Below are 21,243 nucleotides of genomic sequence, written 5' to 3' on the forward strand. Positions count from 1 at the left end.
GGCCTTGACCGGCGAGTTTCATGGTGGACGCCACCGCATCCGTGATGCATCCCCGATCGAGAAGGGCGATGCGTCCCCCGATCGAGAAGGAGCCCCCCATGGCCGGCGAGGACCCCTTGCGCCGACGATTGCAGGACCTGCCCAGAAGCGCCTGGGTGATCTTCTCCGGAATGTTCCTCATCAAATTCGGAAATTTTCTGAACGTATTCCTGGTGCTCTTCCTGGTCGCCCGGGGATTCTCCGCATTCCAGGCGGGCGTGGCCCTCGGCGTCGTCGGAGTCGGCGCTTTCATAGGCAATGCGGTGGGCGGCACGGTCGCCGACCGGTTCGGCCGGCGCACCGCCATCGCCGTGTCGATGTTCGGCAGCAGCGCCGCCACGGCCCTCGTCCCGCTGACGGACGGGCTGTTCGAGACCACCGCGCTGGTCGGGCTCGTCGGCGTCTTCGCCCAGCTGTACCGGCCCGCGGCCGGCGCGCTGCTCGTCGACGTGGTACCCGAGAAGCAGCGGGTGACGGCCTTCGCCGTGCTGCGCCTCGCCATCAACGTCGGCATGGCGGTCGGCCCGCTCGTCGGCGGCCTGCTCAGCGGAGCCTCGTACACGTACGTCTTCCTCGGCGACGCGCTGTTCTCCTTCGCCTTCGGCGTGCTCGCGCTGAGCACGCTGCCGGGCGGGCGCCCGCCGGTGGAAGCACCCGCGGGCGAGGCGGCGGCAAAGGCCAAGGGCAGGGGCAGGGGCAAGGGCAAGGGCAAGGGGGGCTACCGGGAGGTGCTCTCCGACCGCCCGTACCTGCTCTTCCTCGGCTCGATGGTCGCCGCGACCTTCGTGTACGGGCAGTCCACCGCGACCCTCCCGCTGCACGTGACCGACGCCGGGTTCGACAACAAGGTGTACGGCCTGCTGCTCGGCCTCAACGCCCTGCTCTGCGTGGTCATCGAACTCCCGCTCACCAAGCACACCGAGCGCCGCAACCCGCGCCGGGTGATCGCCGCCGGACTCGCCCTGCTGGGCATCGGCATGGCCCTCACGGGCGCGATGCAGGCCGTCTGGCTGCTGGCGCTGACGGTGGTGGTGTGGACGGTCGCCGAGACCGTCTACACCCCGATCGCCAACGCGTACCCCGCGGAGTTCTCACCGGCCCACCTGCGCGGCCGCTACCAGGGCGCGGAAGGCATCGCCCACACCCTCGGCGGCGCCCTCGGCCCGGCCGTCGGCGGCCTGCTCTACAGCATCTCGCCGCCGCTGCACTGGACGGCCTGCGCGGCCGTCGCCGCCCTCGGCGCCCTCCTGGTCCTGGGCGCCGACCCGGGCAACCGCCGGGAGGTGAGCGCCCCGCAGCCCGCCGACACCCCCGAACCGGCCGCGGCGGCCTGACCTCTTCCGGCGCCGGGATCCGCAGTACCCGTACCCGCCGTGCCCGCCGGGATCCGCAGTACCCGTACCCGCCGTACCCGCCGTACCCGCCGGGCTCCGCAGTACCCGTACCCGCCGTACCCGCCGGGCTCCGCAGCACCCGCAGTACCCGTACCCGACCAGCCCACCCACCCGAAAGGCACCTCGACATGACCACCCGCACCGCAGCCGTCGCCGGCGTCCACCGGATCGACATCCCCTCCGCCACCGAGGACCCCGCCGCGTACGTCTCCGCCCTCCTCGAAGTCGCCGGCGAGCGCGACGCGTTCGACGTGCTCGCCAAGACCCCCGTCTGGGCGGCGCAGCTCTTCGCCGACCTGCCCACCGAACTCGCGGAGACCGTGCCCGAGCCGGGCGAGTGGCCCGCCGCCTTCATCGTCGGCCACCTCTTCGACGTCGACATCGTCTACGGCTTCCGCTGGCGCCTCGTGGCCACCGAGGACAACCCCGTCTACCCCGGCTACGACGAGCAGCTGTGGGCCCCGCTGCCCCGGCTCCCGTTCCGCCAGATGCTCGACGCCTGGACCGGCCTGCGCGCCTCCAACGTCGCCCTCCTCGCCGCGCTCCCGCCCGAGGACTGGCAGCGCACCGGCCGCCACGGCGAGCAGGGCGGCGAAACGATGGAGGTCATGATCCGCAAGGTCATCGGCCACGACATCGCCCACATCAACCAGATCTACCGGGCCATCCGCCTCGTCCGCGAAGCCGCCGGCCTCGACGTCGCCGAACTGGACGCCACGTACGAGTCGCTGGGCCTGCGCTGAGCCCCCGCTTCCGCCTTCCACCGCCTCCAGCAGAGAGAACACCGCCGTGACCACCGTCGCCCACAAGCCCGCCCCCGACACCATCACCTCCGTCGGCCCCGACCTCCGCGAGACCCTGCGCGAGCAGCGCTACGCCCTCGTGTCGGCCGCCGACCTGACCCTGGCCCCCGAGCTCGCCGCCGCCTTCGACGACCTCCAGGCCTCCTGGGCCCGGCTCACCCCCGACACCCACTTCGGCGGCGGCGACTGCGCCGTCCGCACCCGCCGCTACAGCGACTTCACGTACGTGCCCGCCACCGGCGAGCTCGCCCCGCTCGACCACGTCGCGTACTACCAGAGCGAGGCGATGAACGCCTTCGTCGGCGGCATCGAGCGCCACTTCGGCGACGTCGAGGAGGCCACCCGCCGCAACCCGCTCTTCCAGGCCCTGGTCCGCTACGACTTCGACAACCTGCCGATCGAGGACGAGTACCGCGACCGCGCCTGGGTCTGCCAGATCCACCAGATCCGCATCGAGATCAACCCGGGCAAGTACAGCGAGCTGGTCCCGGAGGGCATCCACTCCGACGGCTATCCGTGGGCCGGCCTGCACCTCATCTCCCGCGTCGACGTGGAGGGCGGCCACAGCACCGTGTTCACCTGGGACGAGGAGCCGCTCGCCAGGGGCACCTTCCTCACCCCGCTCGACTCGCTGATCTTCGAGGACCGCGCCATGAAGCACCACGTCACCGGCCTCAGCGCGGCCGAGGACAAGGGCGGCTACCGCGACGTCCTCGCGATCTCCTTCTCCCTGCCCGGCTCCCCGTACGAGACGCTGGTCTGATGAGCGCCGCAGCTCTGGCGCTCGACGAGCCGCACGTACTGGTCGGGCCGTACGAGCCCCGTACCCCTGCCCCGGCTCCGGCCGCACCGGCCGCCTCCGAGCCCATGACGGCGGCCGACGTCCCGCAGGTGATCGAGCTGCTGCGGGCCGCGCCGCAGGCCGCGTACTGCGAATGGGAGGACGAGCGGCTGCTCTCCGGGCACCTCGCCCATTCCTCCGACCTCTGCCGGGTGATCCGCACCCCGGCGGGCCGGGTCGTCGCGGCGCTGCTCGCCGGTTCGTTCGGCGTACGGGGGAGCATCAGCCACGCCGTGGTCGACCCGGGCCACCGCAGGCTGGGGCTGGCCCGGGTGATGGCGGTCGACACCTTGGCGGCCTTCCGCCGCCGCGGGGTCAACCGGATCTTCCTCGCCGTCCTCGACGGGAACGAGGCCGCGACCGCCCTCTGGACGGGCGTGGGCTTCCGCCCGGCCCTGGGAGAGAGGACCTTCGAGTGCGATCTGTAGCGACCGACCCCCCGGCCCCGGCGCACCACGCCGCGGCCGGGGCCACCGGGGCGGGGGCCGTCCGACCGGCCGCCCCCGCCCCGGCCGGGCCGGGCCGCGGGCCCCGCCCGCCCAAGGCCGCCTGGGCGGCGGGCTTCGGGCAGGCCGTGCCCGTGGTGCTCGGATACGTGCCGGTGGCCTTCGCGTTCGGTGTGCTGGGCCACACCGCGGGCCTGCCCTGGTGGGCGATGGTCGCCATGTCGGCCTTCGTGTACGGGGGTTCCTCGCAGTTCGCGGCCCTTCAGCTGCTGGCCGTGGGAGCCGCCCCGTACGCCATCGTCCTGACCACCTTCGTGGTCAACCTGCGCCATCTGCTGCTGTCCGCCGCGATCGCGCCCCGGCTCGCCGGGTGGCGCCGCCGCGAGCAGGCGCTCTTCGCGTTCGAGCTCACCGACGAGGCCTTCGCGGTGCACTCCGCCCAGTACGCGGACCGCGCGGAGCGCCCGAGGGCGGAGGTCTTCACCTTCAACACGGCCGTGCACGCCTCCTGGGTGGCGGGCACGCTCGTGGGCGTGCTGGCCGGGGACCTGGTGACGGACGTGGAGGCGCTGGGCCTCGACTACGCCCTGCCCGCCATGTTCATGGCCCTGCTGGCGGCCGGGATCATCGCCGACGGGCGCGGGCTCGCCGTCGCCGTCGTCGCGGGAGGCGGCGCGGTGGGCCTGACCCTGCTCGGCCTCCAGTACTGGGCCGTGCTCGTCGCGGCGGCCGCCGCGGCCACCTTCGGCCTGGCCGTCGCACCCCGCGAGGCACACACGGACGCCCGGGCCGACCGCCCGGACCGCCGCGACGAGGAAGGAGCACCGGGCTGATGAGCGACCTCACGCTCGCCCTGACCATCGCCGGCATGGCGGCCGTCACCTTCGGCCCCCGCCTGGTGCCCACCCTCTTCCTCGCCGCGGCGGCCCTGCCCCGGCCCGTCGTGGTCTGGCTGCGGCAGGTGCCGCCCGCCGTGATCGCCGCCCTGCTCGCCCCGTCCCTGTTCGCGCCGTCCGGCACGCTGGACCTCGGCCCCGGCAATTACGGCCTCTGGCTGGCCGTGCCGACCCTGCTGCTGGCCTGGCGCACCCGGAACTTCTACTTCACCATCGCCTTCGGCATCGGGTCCCTGGCCCTGCTCCGCCTGGCCACGGGCTGATGCAAGCCGTCTTTCCGGCCTTCCATACCGCTCTGACCTGCAGATATGTCGGTCCTGGAGGGGGCGGGAAGGTTAATTGGCGCAGCCCCTCCCCGCGATGACGTAGAGTTGTGTTTACCGACGCGGGGTGGAGCAGCTCGGTAGCTCGCTGGGCTCATAACCCAGAGGTCGCAGGTTCAAATCCTGTCCCCGCTACTCAGTACGAAGGCCCGGTTCCCCTTGGGAACCGGGCCTTCGTCGTTCTCGCCCGTCCCGTCTCCGGGCTCGCGATCGGCTCGCGATCGGCTCGCCTCGGTGCGCGAGGGCGAGCCGGAGCGCATGCGTACCGTACCCGTGGTCGCTCGGTGACGGTGCGTGAGTGAACGGGTGGGCCCTCAAAGGTTTATGACGGCACGTCAAGGGGCGCGTGTGGCTGGAGAGATGTGGATCTTGCTTGATTTTTGCCCGAGTTGATCCGCTTAAGTGGCTTTAGTTATGGCCAATGCCCCGCAGAGGGTGGCTGATTAGCGCCACCGATCCATCGCAACAGCTTGGAATCACTCCCCTCCGTACATTACCGTTCGATAACGCAGCGCGGTCGTCCCAGCCGTCGCAAGAGACGGCGCCGTGCGCGTGCGCGTCCCCCTGAGGAGTGTGGCCCGGTGGCCTCCAACTCGCCTGCCCCCGAAGGCATAGAGCTCCAGGAAGAGCCCACCGCGGGCGCCTGGGGCGAGTGGAACCCCACCGAGGACTCGGCCCGCCCGCCCCGCGGCAAGCACCGGGTCGCCAAGCAGCGCGGGGGACTTGCCCGCAGCTCCACCGTGCTCGGCGTCGGCGTGATCGCGGCCGTCGGAGCCGGCGGCATCGCCACCGCGCAGGACCGGCCCCAAGTCGCCATCTCCATGCCGTCGTTGCCCGACTTCGGCATGGGCGGGGGCGACGGGCAGCGGCACGCGGAGGCCGAAGGCGCCGCGGCGGACACCGCGGCCTCCGGAAAGCCGACCGGGATCATCGCGCAGCAGGCGGCCCGGCACACCGACGCCGGCGCGACCCTCGTGGGCCGCATCCTCCAGCAGGCCGATTCCCAGGAGAGCGCCGCCGAGGCCCAGACCCGGGCGCAGGCCGAGCGGGAGGCGCAGGAGGCCGCCGCAGCGGAGGCCAAGGCCAAGCGGGAGGCCGCCCAGAAGGAGGTGGAGGACGCCCGCCTGGCCGCCGAGAAGGCGGCGAAGGAGGCCAAGGAGGCCGCCGACGCCAAGGCGGAGCAGGAGCGGATCGCCAAGATGGCCGGCGGCTACTCCCTCCCCACCTCCGCCTACACCCTCACCTCGCACTACGGCGACGCCGGCTCCATGTGGTCCTCCGGGCACCACACCGGCCTCGACTTCGCCGCCCCGACCGGCACTCCCGTCAAGGCCGTCGGCGCCGGGAAGATCACCTCGGCCGGCTGGTCCGGGGCGTACGGGTACCGGATCGTGCTGGAGCTCGATGACGGTACGGAGATCTGGTACTGCCACCTGTCCTCGATGTCGGTGACCTCCGGCTCGGTCGGCGCGGGCGACACCATCGGCCGCGTCGGCGCCACCGGCAACGTCACCGGACCCCATCTCCACCTGGAAGTACGCAGGGGCGGCTCGACGGTCGACCCCCTGGCGTGGCTGGAGTCCAAGGGGCTGAACGTCTAGCGGGCGGTACGAAGACCCGCTCCAGGGGTTCCAGGGGAGCGAGGGGGACCGGGCGGGGCGGAAGCAGCTCCTCCAGGACCGCGGCCCGGGCCAGTGCGGGCCCCGCCGTCGCCTTGCGCAGCCACAGCCGGTGCAGCAACTCCCGCTCCCGGCAGGCGAAATCCGGCACCCCCGCCGGCCCGCCGTGCCGGGCCCGGTGCCGCAACAAGGCCAGCGCGGCCGCGTCCGCCTCGTACCGGGCGACGGCCCGGCCCGCCGCCCGGCCCCCGGTGGACCGGGCCAGCGCCCGGGCCAGCGACCGGGCCGGCATCGACACCAGGGCCGGCACCTCGGCCGGGCGCAGCCAGCCCGCGGCCGCGTACACCGCCAGCTCCCCGGCGACGGCCCGCAGCCGGCGCCGCCTTATGCGCACGGCCAGCCACAGCAGCAGCCCGAACACCGGGACCATCACGCAGCCGTAGACCACGTAGAACCCGTACTCCCCGAACCGCGACGAACTGTTCCACAGGGCGTGCAGGCCCATCGCGGCCAGCAGCCCGAGCAGCGGCAGACCGATCCGGCGCATCCGGCCCGCGCCGAGCGCGGCCGCGCCGAAACCGAGCCCGGTGAGCACCGTGAACAGCGGGTGCGCGAACGGCGAGACCACGATCCGTACGAAGAAGGTCGCGGCCGTCACCGAGTCCAGCGCGGCGGCGCCGCTCTCCACGTCCTCGCCGAACGCGTTGCCCAGATAGAGGACGTTCTCGGTGCAGGCGAAGCCGGTGGCGGTGAACCCGGCCACCACGAACCCGTCGGCGGGGCCGGTGAACTGGCGCCTCCGGAACACGAACACCAGCAGCAGGGCCGCAGCCTTGGCGCTCTCCTCGACCACCGGGGCGATCGCCACCGAGCCGAGCCGGTCGGCGGCCGAGGCATCGGCGGTGGCCGCCGTTATCCACTCGGTGGCGAAGTTGTTGGCCAGTATCGCGATCAGGGCCGCGGTGCAGGCGCCCCAGCCGAAGCAGGACAGCAACTGCGCCCAGGGGCGGGGGGCGGCCCGGCCGAGCCACCGGAAGGCCGCCAAGAGCGGCGGCACCGGCAGCACGGCAAGCCCGAGGCCGACGAAGAACCCCGCGGTACCGGTCTGCTCCCGCACGAGTTCGAGGATCGCCAGCCCCGACAGCGACAGCACGGCGAGCACGCACGCACGGACACCGCGGACAGCAGGGAGCGCTCGGAACACACGATGACTCTAGCGAGCCGCTCCGACACGAGGAGTGACGTGTCCGGTTTCTCTACTCGTTCGGGGAAGCGTGGCCCCGTCGGGTGAAGAGCAGATCGTGCACGACGTGGCCCTTGTCGAGACCCTGCCCCTCGAAGCGGGTGAGCGGCCGGAAATCGGGCCGCGGCGCGTAGCCGCCGTCCGCCTGGGTGTTCTCGAACTCCGGGTGCGCGGTGAGCACTTCGAGCATCTGCTCGGCGTACGGTTCCCAGTCGGTCGCGCAGTGCAGTACGGCCCCGGGGGCCAGGCGGGTCGCAGCCAGGTCGAGGAACTCGGGCTGGATCAGCCGCCGCTTGTGGTGGCGGGCCTTGGGCCACGGGTCCGGGAAGTACACGCGCAGGCCGGCGAGGGAGTCGGGCGCCAGCATCTCGCGGAGCAGGATGATGGCGTCGCCGTTGGCGACGCGGACGTTGTCGAGCCCGCCCCGCTCGGCGAGCGCGAGCAGGTTCCCCTGGCCGGGGGTGTGCACGTCGGCGGCGAGGATCCCGGTCGCGGGATCGGCGGCGGCCATCTGCGCGGTGGCCTCGCCCATACCGAAGCCGATCTCCAGGACGACGGGCAGCCCGCGCCCGCCGAACAGCTGGTCGAGATCGATGACGGAGTGTCCGTCGATGTCGAGCCCCCAGGTCCCCCAGAGCCGCTTCAGGGCCTCGCCCTGCCCGGTGGTGACCCGGCTGCGCCGCGGCTGGAAGCTCCGGATCCGCCGCTCGTGGTGCGAACCGGCCGGATCGGGGGCGGGCCCGTCGGGAAACCGCGGCTCGGTCCGCCACTTCGGGGGCACGTAGGAATTCGCCTCCGGCACGGTCTCCGGGGCGCTGGGCTGGGGGGTGAGGGACTCAGACACAATGCCCAGATTCTACGACCCCGGCCCCGGTCCGGCCCCGCCGGCGTTCGCGGCCCGGGTCCGGGGCCGGGCCCGGGTCCGGGGCGGAGCCGGCGGCCTGCGAGGTCCGGGCTGCGAGGTCCGGGCTACGAGGCGCGGAGCGACGACAGGGCCCGGCGGGCGATTTCACGGCCGATCGGGAGCGAAGCCGTCGCGGCCGGCGACGGCGCGTTCAGGACGTGCACCGTGCGCGGCCCCTCCTTGATCAGGAAGTCGTCCACCAGCGTCCCGTCCCGCAGTACGGCCTGCGCCCGGACCCCGGACCCGGCCGGGGCCAGGTCCGCCGCCGACACCGCCGGCAGGAGCCGCCGTACCGCCTCCGTGAACGCCTGCTTCGACAGCGAGCGGTGGATCTCGCCCGCCCCGTACCGCCAGTGCCGCCGGGCCATCCGCCAGGATCCCGGCCAGGCCAGCTCGTCCGCGACGTCCCGCGGCCGGACCACGCCCCACCCGTACCCCTCGCGCGCCAGCGCCGGCACCGCGTTCGGCCCGACGTGGACCCCGCCGCCGATCCCGCGCGTCAGGTGCACGCCGAGGAAGGGGAACGCCGGGTCCGGGACCGGGTAGACCAGCCCCCGGACCAGCGAAGGGCGTGCCAGGTCGTAGTACTCGCCGCGGAACGGCACGATCCGCATGCCCGGGTCGTCCCCCGCCAGCCGCGCGACCCGGTCGCACTGCAGGCCCGCGCAGTTCACGAGGACACGGGAACGGACCACCAGCCCGGACGTGGTGCGGACCGCCACCCCCGACGCGCGCCGCGAGATCAGGTCGACCGCCCCGCCGTAGACGATCTCCGCCCCCGAGGACTCCGCGAGCTGCCGCGCCACCTGCCCGTAGTCCACGATCCCGGTGGTGCCGACCTGGATCGCGGCCAGACCCTGCACCTCGGGCTCGTACTCCGAGATCTGCGCCGGGCCCAGCTCGCGCACGGGGATGCCGTTCTCCCGGCCCCGCTGCACCAGTGCGTGCAGCCGCGGCAGCTCGTCCCGCTCGGTGGCGACGATCAGCTTCCCGGTGACCTCGTGGGCGATCCCGTGCTCCGCGCAGAACTTCACCATCTCGGCGGCCCCGCGCACCGCGAAGCGCGCCTTGAGCGACCCCGGCCGGTAGTAGATCCCGCTGTGGATCACCCCGCTGTTGCGGCCCGTCTGGTGCCGGGCGGGGCCGGACTCCTTCTCCAGCACCACCACCCGCGTCCCCGGAGCCAGCTGCGCCAGGGCGTGCGCCGTCGACAGGCCGACGATGCCACCGCCGATCACCAGCACATCGCAGTCGACCCTGCCCGCGCTGCCCACGCCGCCGCCCAAGCCGCCACCTCCCACCCCTGCATACTGCACCCCGCCACTGACAATGCGGCCACGCGGGTCCGCGCCCGCGCTGCCGGGCGGGTCCGCGCCCAAGCCGCCGGCGGGTCCGCGCCCGCGCTCCCGGCGGCTCTAAGCCTGCGCCACCAGCAGCGGCCGTGCCCGCTCCCGCAGCTCCGCGACGCGCGGCTCGTCCCCGTACGGTTCGAGCCGGTGCAGCAGGTCCCGTACGTACTCGGTCGTCCGCGCCGAGGAGATCCGGCCCGCGACCTCCACCGCCCGGGTGCCGGCCGCGCACGCCGCGTCCAGGTTGCCCGACTCCAGCTCCGCCACCGCGCTCACCACCAGCCGCAGCCCGTGCGAGCGCACGTACTCCTCCGTCGGGCGCGACAGCGCCTGCTCGGTGAAGCGCCGTACCTGCCGCGGCAGCTTGAGGTCCCGGTAGCATTCCGCCGCGTCCGCCGCGAACCGGTCGTACGAGTAGAAACCGAGCCAGGTCGGATCCGGGTCGCCCTCGCGCGCCCGTTCCAGCCAGCCCTCCGCCGCCCGCAGCGCCGCCCCGGCGGCCGCCGAATCGCCCGCCTTCGCGTGCGCCCGCGCCTCGACGAGCCGGAAGAAGCTCATGGTGCGCGCCGTGGCCAGCCCGCGGTTGCGCTCCACGGCCGCCTGCGCCAGGTCCACGCCCTCGTCCGGGAAGTCCCGGTACGTCGCCTGGAGCGACATGGAGGCCAGTACGTACCCGCCCAGCGGTACGTCGGCGGCCGCGCGGGCGAGGCGCAGCGCCTGGATGTAGTAGCGCTGGGCCGCCTCCTGCTGCCCGGTGTCGAAGGCCATCCACCCGGCCAGCCGGGTCAGTTCGGCGGTCGCGCCGAACAGCGCACGGCCCACGTCGTCGCTGTACGAGCCGAGCAGCAGCGGCGCGGCGTCGACGCGCAGGCATTCCGGCACCATCGACGAACGCCAGTCCCCGCCGCCGTACTTGGAGTCCCAGCGGCGCGCGTCCTCGGCCGCCTCGCGCAGCTTGGTCACGTCGCTGTGGCCCACGCGCTGCGGCGCCGGGTCGTACAGCCCCACGGCCGCGGAGGCGGGGACGGCCGCCGGTACGGGCGCCTGCCCGGGCGGGGCGTGCGGCGGGGCGTGCGGCGTTTCGCCCGAAGACTGCGCGGGCAGACCCGTGGACGAAGAAGACAGCGAAGAAGACGGCGAAGAAGACGACGGAGACGCAGAGGAAGGCGACGAGGACATCGGCGAGGGCGAGGCCGTACCCGCCGCCGGCTCGCGCGACGCCACGGTCTCGCGGGACGGGGCCGCGGGCTCGCGCGCCACCGAGCCGTCCGCCGGAGATATCAGCCAACGCGAGGCGGGCGTCGCGTACGCGGACACCGCGAAGGAGCCGGCCAGGGACTGCCAGATCCCGCCACCGCCGCCGGCGCCGCCCCTGCGGCCCGCGAGGTCCAGCCGGTACAGATCCGTGGCCGAGCGCACCGCCTCGCCCACGTCCCGCGGAAAGGCCAGGCCGACCTCGGGCGCGGGGTCCGCGTCCGCCAGCCCGATCTCGTGCAGCGGCACCGGCCGCCCCAGCTTCGCGCCGATGGCGGCGGCGATCAGATGCGGGGCCGCTCCCTGCGGCACCATCCCCTTCGACACCCACCGCGCCACCGACGTCTTGTCGTATCGAAGCGTCAGGCCGCGCTGGGCGCCGAGGTCGTTGACCCGCCGGGCCAGCCCGGCGTTGCTGATGCCCGCGAGGGCGAGGACGGCGCCGAGCTTCTCATTGGGCTCCCGGAGCTCCCTGGACATGCGCCACCCCTCGTCACACGCGGAACGCACACAACGCATACGCCGCCGAGGCATAGTTGCCCGGCATTTCGTAAACCCAGCGTAGTTCCCCGCCTCCCAAGCGTTAAGGCCCCGACTTCCGTATGGCGGGATTGTTGTCCGCCCGCACAGTCGGGGCGGGGCCCGCGCCGCGGGCGCACGCCCCCCTCCCGTGCTCCGTGCGTGTGGCCGTGCGCCCGCCCGTGCGCTCTGGCCGGTCAGCGGGCCCGGCGATTCGATGTGCCCTGCGTGGGTCGGCCCGCTGCGTGGATCCGGCGGGCCGGGGGATGCCGCCGCCTCAATCCCCGCGGGTGGCGGAACGGTCCGGGGGGCGGATCCCGCCTCCCGGGCCGCGCCCGCGGGCCGGTGCGGCCGGGCGCCTCCACGGCGTGCGGCGGCGCCACGTGCGGGCCCGGTGGGCCGGCAGTGTGCTCGTGGTGTGGCCGCAGTGCGGCCCCGCTGCGGCCTCGGCATGGCCGCGGTGCGGCCGCGGTGTGGCCTCAGTGCGGCCGAAGAATGGCCGAAACCGACCTATGGGGCGGTGGGAACGGAACGCCAAATACCGCGTGTCCGCGGCGTGTTCGTTTGCACGTGCGCCCTCATGGGTCACTCTCGCACGCCTGTCTCGTGGCAGCATGGACCCCGAGCCACCCGGGGTCCCGTCGGCCGCGCCCTCAGCGCTGACCATGACGTTCCCGCCCCGGTCAATTGCCCACAGGCTGGGGAGGCGGCGGTGCGCTGGTTGGTCGGGTGGAGCAGTATCGCCGCGAGCTTCGGCACGGCCGGCCGCGTCTTCGGCCAGGGCGGATCCGGCCCCGTCGGCTCCTACGCCCCCGGCGGTCCCGGCGGCCCGGTGAGCGGCGGCCTCGCGGACGCCGACGCCGCCCATCCGGACGACCCCGCCGCCGAACGCACCGTCATCCCGGTCGGCGCCCAACTGCTCTGGGGAGACCCCGACCCCCTCTGGGCCGTCGGCGACTGGCGCCCCGACGAGATCCGCACCCTGGCCGCAGACCCCGCCGACCCCTTCACCCGGCTCGCCGTCCTCGGCTGCTGCGGCGCCACCGACGCCGAACTGCGCAGCGCGCTCCTCGCCGCCCGCGGTGGAGCCCTGCGCCACCTCACCCAGTGGTCCGGCAGCTACACCGCCGTCGTCCAGACCGGCCGCCGCATCACGGTCGTCGGCGACCTCGCGGGCGCCCGGCCCGTCTTCTACACCCCGTGGGCGGGCGGGACGGCGTACGCCACCGCCGCGCTGCCGCTCGCCGACCTCATCGAGGCGCAGCTCGACATCGGCCACCTCGCGGCCCTGCTGGCCTGCCCCGACAGTCCGGAGGCACTGGGCGACGGCACACCGTACGTCGGCGTGCGGCGCATCCCGCCCGGGCACGCGCTGATCCTGCGCGAGGGCTCGCGCGAGATCACCGGGTACGAGCCGGTGGCCTCCCTCGCGGTGGCGGCGCCCACGGCCGATCCCGAGCACGCGGTGGAGGGCGTACGCGAAGCACTGGTGGATGCCGTGCGCGCCCGGCTCACGGCTCCGAGGCATGCCCCCGACATGCCGCCCCACGACCCCGGCCCGGTGCCCGGAATGGGCCCCGCCGACCGGCGCGCGGCCCGGGGCGCACCCGCACCCGCGCCGGGCGTGGGCGCCGACCTCTCCGGAGGCAGCGCTTCCGCGACCCTCGCGCTGCTCGCCGCCGGCCTGCCCGGAGCGCCCGGCACGGTGACGAGGCAGTCCGGCGGCCGGCTGCTGGCCGTCACCTTCAACGACCTCGCCACCCCCCAGGGCCGGGAGGCCGAACTCGAACGCGCCCGGGCCATCGCCTCCAACCCCCGGCTGCACCACGTCGTCGTGGCCGCCGCCGAGGAGGCCCTCCCGTACGCCGACCTCGACGGCCCCCTCACCGACGAACCCGGCCCCTCCCTGGTCACCGCCGCCCGCGAGCGGCGCCGGCTCGCGGCCGGTTCGGCGGACCACTTCGTCGGGCACGGCGCCCGCCAGGTCCTCGACGCGCACCCGGCCCGGCTCGCCGACCTCCTGATGGACCGCCGCAGACGCCACCTGTTGCGACCGGTCGCCGCGCTGGCCCGCTCGGCGCCGGGCGACTCCGCCCTGTCCCTGCTGGTCCCGTTCTCCGTGTACTCGGCGGCCCGCCGACTCGCCCGTACGCCGTACCGCGCGGGCATGGAGGCGGCGGCGGCCCGGTTGCGCGAAGGAGCCGTCACGGGCGGTGCGTCGAACCCGGTGGACGCCTCGCTGGCGGCCCTGACCTGGTCCCGCCCGGGCCCGGCGGCGGCCTGGCTGACGGGGGAGGCCCTGGCGGAAGTATCGATCCGCCTGACCACCGCCGCAGGCCGACCGCCCCTCTCCCTACGCCCCGGCGAGGCCCGGGCCCGCGCCGCGCTGACCCGGCACGCGGCCGACCACCGGGTCTTCGAGCAGGCCGTGGAGGTCCGCAGCCAGCGCCTGCACGCCCCGTTCCTGGACAACCAGGTCGTACGGGCGGCCCGCGCCCTCCCGGAATCCCTGCGGGTCCAGCCCGGCGCCCGGGCCGCGATCCTGCGCACCGTCCTCTCCTCGACGGGCGTACGCGAACTCCCGCCGGGCTGGGGCGCCCCGACCCACACCCCGAACGAAACGGCGACCCGGGTGGGCCTGAGGGCGGCGCTGCCCTCCCTGCTGTCCCTGTTCACCGCCCCCCTCCTGGCGGACGCGGGCCTGATCGAGGCCCGGGTGGTCCAACAGGCCCTGCTGGACGCGGCGGAGGGCCGCCCGGTCCCGCTGGACGGCCTGGCGGAACTCGTCTCGATGGAACTGTGGCTGGGCCGCCTCCTGTCCCGCCGGGGCACCTGCTGGACGGGCACGTCCACCCCCCGCCGCAGAGCAGTCCCCCAGGGGGTCCCCACCCCCCGCCCGGCGTTGTCCTGAGGCGGGGTGGCCGGGGGCTCCCCTGGGAGCTCCAGGACCGCGGCGCCGCCCCGGCACCCCGGGCGGGTTCCGGCAGTGCGGCGGCCGCGATGGCGGCGGCGGAGGCGCCTCGTCCGGCAGGGGAACGAACGGGGCATCGGCCGACCGCCGCCCCGCCGCCCCCAGCGGGCCCGGGCACGGCAACGACTGAACACGGCTACCGGGCAGGTCACATGGAACCGCGCAGCACTCATGCGGCTTGGCCAATGCTTGGGACGCGGGCACCGGCGGCCCCTGCTCACGGCCGTGGCTCCGGCGTGTCCAGTGCATGCTCGGCCGGCATCCGCTCGGCGAGGGCGGGGACGCGGGCATCGAGCGGCGCGGTACCTGCTCACCGGCAGACCCGCCGGCGCGGGCCTGCCCCGGCACATCCGGCGCTCCAGGGCGGAGTCCCAAGAGGGGAGCGGCGCTGCCCGGCAGCAGTGCTCCCGGCATCTGAGGGCCGGGCCCCGCGAAAACCCCCCGGCGCCCCCGGCAGGGGCAAGGCAGAATTGCCCGGTGCGGTATCTCATCCTGGGCGTCACCGAGGCGCGCGACGAGACCGGCGCCCCCCTTCCCATCGGCGGCGCCCGCCTGCGCGCGCTCCTCGCCGCCCTCGCGCTCCGCGCCGGCGGCCCGGCCGCCGCGACCGTCGCCGACCTCGTCGACGAGATCTGGGGCGACGATCCGCCCCAGGACGCGCCCGCCGCCCTCCAGGCCCTCGTCGCCCGGCTCCGCCGCGCCCTCGGCGGCCGGGACACCATCGCCGCCGACCCCGCCGGCGGCTACCGCCTCGTCGTCGCCGACCGCGACGACGTCGACCTCCACCGCTTCACCCGCCTCGCCCGCCTAGGCGCCGGGCAACTGGCCGCCGACCCCGCCACCGCCGCCGCAACCCTGCGCACCGCCCTCGCCCTCTGGCGCGGACCCGCCCTCCCCGACCTCCCCGAGCCCGCCCGCACCGCCTACGCCGCCACGCCCGAAGCGCACCGCGCGGCCGCCCTCCGCGCCCGGATCGACGCCGAACTCCGCAGCGGGGCCGCCGACCCGGCGTCACTCCTCCCGGAGATCGAGGCGCTGATCCGGGAGCACCCGTACGACGAGCCCCTGCGCGCCCAGCAGCTCCGCGCCCTCCGCGCGTCCGGCCGCCCCGCCGACGCCCTCGCCGCGTACGAGGTCACCCGCCGCACCCTCGCCGAAGCCCTCGGCACCAACCCGGGCCCCGAACTCACCGCCCTGCACACGGAACTCCTCCACCCTCCATCGACACCAGCCCCCCCGCTGCGCCCCGCGCCCACCCCTCCGGCATCCGCAGCCGCGCCGGCGCCGCTCCCGGCATCTCCCGCTTCGCTGCCGCCTGCCACGCCTCAGGCACCCCCGGTATCCGCAGCCGCGCCGGCGCCGCACCCGTCCTCTCCGGGTTCGCCACTACCGGCCACGCACCCGGCCACTGCGGTGTCCGCAGCCGCGCCTGCGCCCGCAGCGCATCCCGCAGTCCCCGGGCCTCCGGCGCCGACTACGTATTCGGCATCCCCGACGGCCACCGCTGCATCCGCGTCTTCGGCGCCCCCGGTGTCCCCCGGGTCCCCGCCCTCAACCGCGTACCCGGCCGCTGCCGCGGCACAGGGAGCCCCTGCGTCCCGGGTGGCCGCTGCGCACCCCGCATCCCCGACGCCCGGGGCGGTGCCCCCAACGCCTCCCGCGCACCCGGCACCCGCTGCCGTCCCGGAGTCCTCCGCGCCCGGGGGGTACCCCGCAGCCGCCGAGCCCTCGGGGGAGCCGACGGCAACCGCGAGCCCGGCTGCCGCCGACACTCCGGTACCGCCGGTGCAGTCGGCACCCCCCGTGTCCTGGGTGTACCCCGGAGTGCCTGCGCCTCCGGTGCCCCACGTACCCGCCGCCTCGACGGAGTGCTCCGCGCCCTCAGCGCACCCCGTACCCGCCGCACCCCCGGCGACATGCGCGCCCTCAGCGCCTGCGCATCCCGCCTCCCCGGCGGAGCCGATGGCACCGGCGGACGCCTGGCACGCGGCCTCCCCGGCGGAGCCGATGGCGCCCGCGCCTCCGGCGGCACCCGCGCCCCCCGCCCAGCCCGTCGAGCGCGCCGGGAATCTTCGGCCTCGGCTCACCTCCTTCGTCGGGCGGGAGCCCGAGCTCGCGGGGCTGCGCCGCGATCTGGCCCAGCTGCGGCTCGTCACCCTCACCGGGCCCGGCGGGTCAGGGAAGACCCGGCTCGCCGAGCACGCGGCAGCCGCCGACCCCGAACCCGGCTGGCTCGTCGAACTCGCCCGCCTCGACCAACCCGCCGCCGTACCCGGCGCCGTCCTCAGCGCCCTCGGCCTGCGCGAGGGAACCCTCGTAGCCCGCGACAAGGCCCCCGCCGACGACCCCGCCGCCCAGCTCGTCGAGCACTGCGCGCACCGCCGCCTGCTCCTCGTCCTCGACAACTGCGAGCACGTCATCGGCGCCGCCGCCGAACTCGCCGAACACCTCCTCGCCCACTGCCCCGGCGTCCGGATCCTGGCCACCAGTCGCGAACCCCTCGGCGTACCCGGCGAAACGGTCCGCCCCGTCGACCCCCTGCCCCCCGACCCCGCACACCGCCTCTTCACCGACCGCGCCGCCGCCGTCCGCCCCGGCTTCACCCCCGCCGAGGATCCGGCCGCCGTCGCCGAGATCTGCGCCCGCCTCGACGGGCTGCCGCTGGCCATCGAGCTGGCCGCGGCCCGGCTGCGGCTGCTCACCCCGCGCCAGATCGCCGACCGCCTCGACGACCGTTTCCGGCTGCTGACCGGTGGTGCCCGTACCCACCTGCCGCGCCAGCAGACCCTGCGCGCCGTCGTCGACTGGTCCTGGGACCTGCTCGACGACAGCGAGCGCACCGTCCTGCGGCGCCTCTCCGTCTTCGCCGGCGGCTGCGACCTCGCCGCCGCCGAAGCCGTCTGCGCCGACCCCGGCGCCCCCGCCGATCCCGGCACCCCCGGCGCCCCCGCCGACCCCGGCACCCCCGACGTCCTGGACCTCCTCGGCTCCCTCGTCGACAAGTCCCTCGTCGTCGCCGCACCCGGCCCCGACGGCACCGGCATGCGCTACCGCCTCCTGGAGACCATCCGCGAGTACGCCGCCGACCGCGCGGCCGCGCACCCCGCCGACCGCAGCGGCGCAGCCCACCGCCACGCCGCCCACTTCCTGGCCCTCGCCGAGGAGGCCGAGCCCCTCCTGCGCGGCGCAGGCCAACTGCCCTGGATCCGGCGCATCGAGACCGAGCTCGACAACCTCCGCGCCGCGCTGCTCCACATCATCCAGACGGCCGACGCCCCCGAAACCGGCCAACGCCTCGTCCTCGCCCTCGGCTGGTTCTGGTGGCTGCGCGACTACCGCGCCGAGGGCGCGGAATGGGCCGCTCGGGTCTTGGAGCCCCACCGCGCCGAGCCGCCCGCGGGCACCCCCGAGTACTGGCGCCTCATGCGCACGCAGATGCTGCGCGTCCTCCTCCTCGCGGAAGGGCACGCGCCCGAGGAGTTCCGCACCCCGGAGAACGTCGCCCTCGCCGAGAACCTCCAGCAGGTCTTCCGGGACGGCGGCCACGAGACAGCCCGCTTCCCCGGCATGCTCTGGCCGATGACCACCTTCCTCACCGGGGACCCCCTCGCCGTCCGCGACGGGCTCGACGAGACGGTCCACAACTGCCGCCGCCACGGCGGCGACTGGGAACTGGGCGTCGCCCTCATGCTCCGCACCCACGTGGCCATCGACCTCACCGGCGGCCTCCCGTCCGTCGACGCCGACCTCGCCGAACTGCACGAGATCGCGCACCGCGTCGGCGACCGCTGGACGCGCGCCCAGGTGGCGAGCGCCGCCGGCGAGGTCGCGCTCTCCCGCGGCCGGTACGACTGGGCCCGCGCCGAGTACGAGGAGTGCCTGCGCCTCGCCCGCGAGGTCGGGGCCCACACCGAGGTGCCCTTCGCCATCGCCCGGATCGCCGAATCCGCCTTCTGCTCAGGGGACTTCGACGGCGCCGAACAGCTGCTGGCGGAGGTCTGCGCCGAAGTCGAGCGCTACGGTGGCGTGTACGACGTCCAGGCCTACAGCGGCATGCTCGCGGCGCTCCTCGCGCTCGTCCGCGGCGACCTCGGCCGGGCCCGTACGGAGTGCGAACTCGCCCGCATCGCCTCGGGGAGGATCTCGGCGCCCCCGCAGCTCGCCGCCGGCCTCGACAACATCGACGCCGTCCTCACCGCCCACGCGCACGGCCCGCAGGCCGCCCTCGCGAAGCTGGGGCCGGTCCTGGCCACCGCCGTCGCCGCGCACTGCGCCGAGCGGGTCCTGGCGTCGCTCAGCGACACCGCGGCCGTACTGCTGCTCGCCGCCGGGCGCACCGCGGAGGCCGTACGGGTGCTGGCGGCGGCCACCGCCTGGCGTGCGGGCCACCCGCGCTCGGTCCCGGAACAGAACGCCGTCGGCGGGCTGCCCGCCGACGCGCGCGCCGTACTCGGAGCCGACCGCTACGCGGCGGAGGCGGAGGCGGGCGCGGAGCTCTCCCCGGCCGAGGTCGCCACCCTCGTCACCGAAGCCGCCGGAGCCGCCGAAGCCGCCGGAACCCTCCGCGTCACCGGCAGCTGATCACTGCGTCGGCCCAGCTCGCCAGGGTCGGCAGGCTGCCCTGCCCGGCCTGCTCCACCACCAGCCGCAGCGCCGTGCGCCCTGTCAGCGAGACATCGACGGCGGCGGCCGGATCCCCGAACCCGAGCGCGTCCGACCGCCACAGCCGCTGCCCGTCGGCGTACACGGAGAACCGCACCGTGCCGTCGGTGAACAAGGACAGGTCGTCCACCCCGGCCCGCGCCGAGAACGCGGTGCACTGCCGGTTCAGGGCGATCTCCACCGAGGAACGGGAGTTCACCGTGATCCCCTGCTCGAACCGCCGGTCCGCGATCCGCAGCCCCCACCGCTGCCACACCCAGCTGCTGCGCCCGGTCCGCAGTTCCGGACCGCTGTGGTCGCCGGACGCCGCGTGCCCGAGCCCCGCCAGCCGGAACCCCTGGGGCGGCTTCGGTACGGACGGCGACGGGGACGGAGTCGGCGAGGGCTTCGGCGCCGGGGAGGCGGGCGGAGCCGGAGCCGGCGCCTTGGGCTTCGCGGGGGAGGGGGTCGGCGCGGCGGGAGTCCTGCCCGGCTCGGAGGGTACGGAACCCTGCGCGGCCGGCGGCTCCGCACGCGTCGGCGCCGTTGTCCGCGGAGCCGGGGGCAGCGGCACCACGGGCGCCGCGACACTCGGTGCGGGCTGCGCCGCGGGCCCCGGCTCGGGATCGTCCCCGGCCAGCGCGAACACCACCCCCGCGGCTGCGGCGACCGCGATCCCGGCGGCGATGGCGGCCTTGACCGGCAGCCCGAGCCCCTCGGCAGCCACCGCACCCCCGACCCCGGACCCGGCACCCCCGGCCCCAGCAGCCCCGGCACCCCCGGCAGCTCCGGCCCCTGCGCCCGCCGTCGACCCGCCCGAAGCCGCGGCGGCCGCCCCCGCGCCCCCTGCGGCGACGGCCCCGCCGGCCACCACACCGGCCGCCTTGGCCGCGTACCCGGCGGCGAACCACCCGATGACCGCGACGGGCAGCAGCGCGGGAATGCCCGCGTTGACGTCCTTGAGCTCCCCGGCGGCCAGCCGGCACTTCGCGCACTCCTCCAGGTGTTTGCGCAGCCCCTGCTCCGCCCGCATCCGCAGCCCGCCGCGGGCATACGCCCCCAGCCGGTCCGCGTACCGGGCGCAGTCCCCGCCCGTACTCAGCGCCGAGCTCACGTGCGCCTGCAGATAGGCCTGCTTGAGCCCCTCCCGGGCGCGGCTGGCCAGCACCGCCGTCGCGTTGGCGCTCAGCCCGAACAACGGGGCGATCGCGCTGGGCGAGGCATCTTCGACGGTGGTGTGCCACAGCACGGCCTGCCACCGCTCGGGCAGGCTCCGGAAGGCCTGCAGCGCCAGCGACTGCTCCGCCTCGCGCATCGCCCGGACTTCCGCACCCAGTTCGAGGGTGTCGTCGCCGGAGAGGCCGGACATGCCACCGCCGACCTCGGTGCCGGCGGCAGCCTGTTCCGCGAACACCGCGAAGTCCTCGACGAGGTGCTCCCGCCGGGAGGTCTTCGCCCACGCGGCCGCGACCCTGCGCACCGTGGTTAGCAGGTAGGCCCGCACCGACTGGTCCGGCCCGGCACCGCCCCGTACCGCCTGCAGCGTCCGCGCGAACACCTCGGCGGTCAGGTCGTCGGCCGTGTGCGCATCGCGGCAGCAGGTCCGCGCGTAGCGCCGTACGGAATCCGCGTGCCGGAGGAACAGCTCCTCGTACGCACCGTCGTCACCCCCGCGCATACGGGCGATCAAGTCGCCGTCGGACGGAGGCAGATCGGCACCGGAAGACCCCGAGGCCGCGTGCCGGCCGCGGCGCGGCTCGCGCTGCGCCGGGACCTGGCGTGCGGCCGGGCTCTCCGCGTCGACCTCGCCGCCGGCACCACCGAGCGGCTCTTCCCGACCGTCAACGCTCATCGCGGAAGCCCCCGCACGCCACACTCAACCGGTACACCGTTCAAGCGTGTCACACGGGGGGCGCGCGCCGGACCCGTCTTCCCACCATCCACTCGTCCGTGCAACACCCGGTGAAACCCCGTACCGGCCCTCACTCTTTCGAGCGAGCG

At 75.2% G+C, this 21,243-nt stretch carries 14 protein-coding genes and 1 tRNA gene; 10 read left to right on the plus strand and 5 right to left on the minus strand.

Annotation, left to right across the window (positions count from 1 at the left end; all coding sequences use genetic code 11):
- Positions 1-98: 98 nt before the first annotated feature.
- The 8 genes from ACIBAD_RS24285 (at position 99) to ACIBAD_RS24320 (ending at position 6,343) form a co-directional block, all read left to right on the plus strand.
- The gene (locus tag ACIBAD_RS24285; RefSeq protein WP_398908333.1) at positions 99-1,373 is read left to right on the plus strand and encodes an MFS transporter; all 1,275 of its coding nucleotides are present in this window, start codon (positions 99-101) and stop codon (positions 1,371-1,373) included.
- Between the two features lie 188 nt (positions 1,374-1,561).
- A complete protein-coding gene (locus ACIBAD_RS24290) occupies positions 1,562-2,176 on the plus strand; it encodes a DinB family protein (RefSeq protein WP_134073138.1) in 615 nt (204 codons plus the stop codon).
- Between the two features lie 46 nt (positions 2,177-2,222).
- Positions 2,223-2,999, plus strand: coding sequence for a 2OG-Fe dioxygenase family protein (locus tag ACIBAD_RS24295; protein ID WP_398908335.1), 777 nt, complete (start codon positions 2,223-2,225; stop codon positions 2,997-2,999).
- The gene (locus ACIBAD_RS24300; RefSeq protein ID WP_134073142.1) at positions 2,999-3,505 is read left to right on the plus strand and encodes a GNAT family N-acetyltransferase; all 507 of its coding nucleotides are present in this window, start codon (positions 2,999-3,001) and stop codon (positions 3,503-3,505) included. Before ACIBAD_RS24295 ends, ACIBAD_RS24300 begins: the two co-directional genes overlap by 1 nt.
- Positions 3,493-4,356, plus strand: a complete 864-nt coding sequence (locus tag ACIBAD_RS24305) for an AzlC family ABC transporter permease (protein WP_398908337.1) — start codon at positions 3,493-3,495, stop codon at positions 4,354-4,356. Before ACIBAD_RS24300 ends, ACIBAD_RS24305 begins: the two co-directional genes overlap by 13 nt.
- Entirely contained in the window at positions 4,356-4,682 is a 327-nt protein-coding gene (locus ACIBAD_RS24310; RefSeq protein ID WP_134073144.1) for an AzlD domain-containing protein, read from the plus strand. Before ACIBAD_RS24305 ends, ACIBAD_RS24310 begins: the two co-directional genes overlap by 1 nt.
- Positions 4,683-4,803: 121 nt before the next feature.
- Positions 4,804-4,877, plus strand: a tRNA-Met gene (locus ACIBAD_RS24315).
- Positions 4,878-5,323: 446 nt separating this feature from the next.
- On the plus strand, positions 5,324-6,343 hold the full coding sequence (locus tag ACIBAD_RS24320; RefSeq protein ID WP_398908340.1) for a M23 family metallopeptidase: 1,020 nt from the start codon (positions 5,324-5,326) through the stop codon (positions 6,341-6,343).
- Here ACIBAD_RS24320 and ACIBAD_RS24325 read toward each other — a convergent pair.
- The 4 genes from ACIBAD_RS24325 to ACIBAD_RS24340 form a co-directional block, all read right to left on the minus strand.
- Positions 6,252-7,565, minus strand: coding sequence for a PrsW family intramembrane metalloprotease (locus ACIBAD_RS24325; protein ID WP_134073148.1), 1,314 nt, complete (start codon positions 7,563-7,565; stop codon positions 6,252-6,254). The genes ACIBAD_RS24320 and ACIBAD_RS24325 overlap by 92 nt on opposite strands.
- Positions 7,566-7,617: 52 nt before the next feature.
- Positions 7,618-8,406 (minus strand): tRNA (guanosine(46)-N7)-methyltransferase TrmB, encoded by a 789-nt coding sequence (gene trmB, locus ACIBAD_RS24330; RefSeq protein ID WP_398908359.1) that lies wholly within the window; start codon positions 8,404-8,406, stop codon positions 7,618-7,620.
- A 167-nt stretch (positions 8,407-8,573) separates the two neighbouring features.
- Positions 8,574-9,794, minus strand: a complete 1,221-nt coding sequence (lhgO, locus tag ACIBAD_RS24335) for an L-2-hydroxyglutarate oxidase (protein ID WP_398908342.1) — start codon at positions 9,792-9,794, stop codon at positions 8,574-8,576.
- Positions 9,795-9,923: 129 nt separating this feature from the next.
- Positions 9,924-11,591: a sporulation protein gene (locus ACIBAD_RS24340; protein WP_134073152.1), complete on the minus strand. Its 1,668-nt coding sequence runs from the start codon at positions 11,589-11,591 to the stop codon at positions 9,924-9,926.
- Between the two features lie 751 nt (positions 11,592-12,342).
- Between ACIBAD_RS24340 and ACIBAD_RS24345 the strand changes: the two genes are divergently transcribed.
- A complete protein-coding gene (locus ACIBAD_RS24345; RefSeq protein ID WP_398908345.1) occupies positions 12,343-14,541 on the plus strand; it encodes an asparagine synthase-related protein in 2,199 nt (732 codons plus the stop codon).
- A gap of 537 nt (positions 14,542-15,078) precedes the next feature.
- Complete coding sequence (locus ACIBAD_RS24350; RefSeq protein WP_398908347.1) at positions 15,079-19,182, plus strand: AfsR/SARP family transcriptional regulator; 4,104 nt, start codon at positions 15,079-15,081, stop codon at positions 19,180-19,182.
- Here ACIBAD_RS24350 and ACIBAD_RS24355 read toward each other — a convergent pair.
- Positions 19,169-21,094: a sigma-70 family RNA polymerase sigma factor gene (locus tag ACIBAD_RS24355; RefSeq protein WP_398908349.1), complete on the minus strand. Its 1,926-nt coding sequence runs from the start codon at positions 21,092-21,094 to the stop codon at positions 19,169-19,171. The two genes, ACIBAD_RS24350 and ACIBAD_RS24355, sit on opposite strands and share 14 nt — an antisense overlap.
- Positions 21,095-21,243 lie beyond the last annotated feature (149 nt).

Origin of the sequence: Streptomyces sp. NPDC051109, assembly GCF_044455885.1 — a bacterium.
Taxonomy (GTDB): Bacteria; Actinomycetota; Actinomycetes; order Streptomycetales; family Streptomycetaceae; genus Streptomyces.

What these genes read in the sequence shown, in the direction of transcription:
- ACIBAD_RS24285 (WP_398908333.1), top strand. Translation starts at nt 99, where the DNA reads ATGGCCGGCGAGGACCCCTTGCGCCGACGATTGCAGGACCTGCCCAGA.
- ACIBAD_RS24290 (WP_134073138.1), top strand. Translation starts at nt 1,562, where the DNA reads ATGACCACCCGCACCGCAGCCGTCGCCGGCGTCCACCGGATCGACATC.
- ACIBAD_RS24300 (WP_134073142.1), top strand. Translation starts at nt 2,999, where the DNA reads ATGAGCGCCGCAGCTCTGGCGCTCGACGAGCCGCACGTACTGGTCGGG.
- ACIBAD_RS24310 (WP_134073144.1), top strand. Translation starts at nt 4,356, where the DNA reads ATGAGCGACCTCACGCTCGCCCTGACCATCGCCGGCATGGCGGCCGTC.
- ACIBAD_RS24340 (WP_134073152.1), bottom strand. Translation starts at nt 11,591, where the DNA reads ATGTCCAGGGAGCTCCGGGAGCCCAATGAGAAGCTCGGCGCCGTCCTC.
- ACIBAD_RS24355 (WP_398908349.1), bottom strand. Translation starts at nt 21,094, where the DNA reads ATGAGCGTTGACGGTCGGGAAGAGCCGCTCGGTGGTGCCGGCGGCGAG.